General features: G+C 73.3%; 2 protein-coding genes. Both read right to left on the bottom strand.

Annotation, left to right across the window (positions count from 1 at the left end; genetic code table 11):
• The coding region (locus KUTG_RS62190; protein ID WP_198047467.1) for an ATP-binding protein at positions 1-1,387 on the bottom strand (1,387 nt) is incomplete at its 3' end.
• The coding region (locus tag KUTG_RS39815; RefSeq protein ID WP_198047466.1) for a P-loop NTPase family protein at positions 1,375-1,625 on the bottom strand (251 nt) is incomplete at its 5' end. The genes KUTG_RS39815 and KUTG_RS62190, both read right to left, overlap by 13 nt.

Raw genomic sequence — 1,625 nt, 5'->3', positions numbered from 1 at the left:
CATCGGAGGCGATTGCCTTACGCGCCAACACTTTGCACAGCTCGATGTTGCGGCCGGCGGTGGCCAGGTGCCAGGCGGCGACGCCGGCCTGGGTCGGGTTCTCCGGCTCCGCGACCAGCGTGGCCGGGCCGTCCAGGCTGATCGGCATCGCGGCGTCGTCCTCGGCCAGCCAGTGCAGCGCCAGGAGCTGGTCGGTGGATTCCTCGTCCAGCCGATGACTGCGGTAGGCGGTGGCGGTGAGCCGTCGCACCAGCATTCCCGCGCCACGGGCGAAGAGTAGGTCGGCGGCGCGCACCCGCAGTGGCCCGATCTCCGGCCCGCCCTCGGAGACGATCACCTGACCCAGGTGCCGGTCGGCCGCCTCGGTGCTCTCCAGCAACTCGATCTCGCCCAGCTCCAGCAGAACCTTGGCGTGCGCCACCGGATCCCCGGTCTCCCGGGTGGCCCGGGACAGCAGCTTGGTCGCGGCCACGGTGTCGCCGGCCAGATTGTGCCAGGCGGCGGCGCGGCGCAGCACGTCCACCGCCCACGACTCGCCGATCGCCTTGGTGCCCAACAGGATCGCCGCGACGCCGGTGTCCTCGGCGGCGCTGAGATGCCCCAGCCGCGCTGCATGAACGTGCATCGATTCACGTTGGGCCACAGGCATTCCGGCCAGCAGCCGATCGGCCGAGACCCAGGCCGCCAGCAGCGGCCGCCCGCCGCTCGTGGTCAGGCCGGCGTTGTGCAGCATGGCCCGGGCCCGTGGCGCGGACCAGGAGTGCAGGCCGCCGACCGTGCACACCAGGTCGAAGTCGAGGATGCCGTTGCAGATGGCGATGGCCCGCAGCAGCAGCACCAGTTCGGCCGGCAGGCCGTCGATGGTGCGGGACACCAGGTCGCTGGTCGCCTCGGCGATGGCCTCGCGCAGCTGGGGAACGGCCTTGTCGTCGGGCAGGACCCGTTGCGCGCTCAGGCGTCCGAGCACGGCCCGCAGCACCGCCGGGTTGCCGCGGGTGGACTCGGCCGCCACCGCCGCGAATTTTTCGCTGACGCCGTCGGGAAATTCGCGGTCCAGCACCGCACGCACGGCCGCCGCGTCGAGCGGGGCCAGCCGCAGCTGGTGGGTGGCGGTGATGGCGGTCTCGGCCAGGTCGGCCCCGCTGCGCACGGTCAGCAGCAGCACCAGCCGGGTGCCGGTCATCCGCCGCGCAACACCTTGCAGCCAGCGCAACGATTCCGGGTCGGCCCACTGCGCGTCGTCCACGATCGCCAGCAGCGGCCGCTGCCGCGCCGGGGCGAGAAACTCCCGGATGAGCTGGCCCAGCGCCGCCGGCCCGGCCCCGTTGCGCAAGAGGTTCCACTGTGGACTGTCGGGCGGCAGCAGCGGGGCCATCAGCTGCGCCACCACACCCAGCGGCGTTCGGCCTCGCTGGGCGACCCGGTGGCGTGCACGACCTTCATGCCGACGTCGGCGGCCAGCGTGTCGGCGCAGGCCGCCAGGGCCGTGTGGCCGATGCCGGGCGGGCCTTTCACGGCGACCACCGCGGACCGCCCGTCGGCCGCCCCGGCCAACACCGCTCGCAGCAGGGCGACCTCGATCTGGCGATCGGCGAGCGTTGTCAGCAAAAGCCGGGGCGCGCGAC

Source organism: Kutzneria sp. 744 (assembly GCF_000568255.1).
GTDB lineage: Bacteria > Actinomycetota > Actinomycetes > Mycobacteriales > Pseudonocardiaceae > Kutzneria.
Note: the sequence above shows the minus strand (reverse complement) of the source record. Positions and strands in the feature narration are given on the sequence as shown.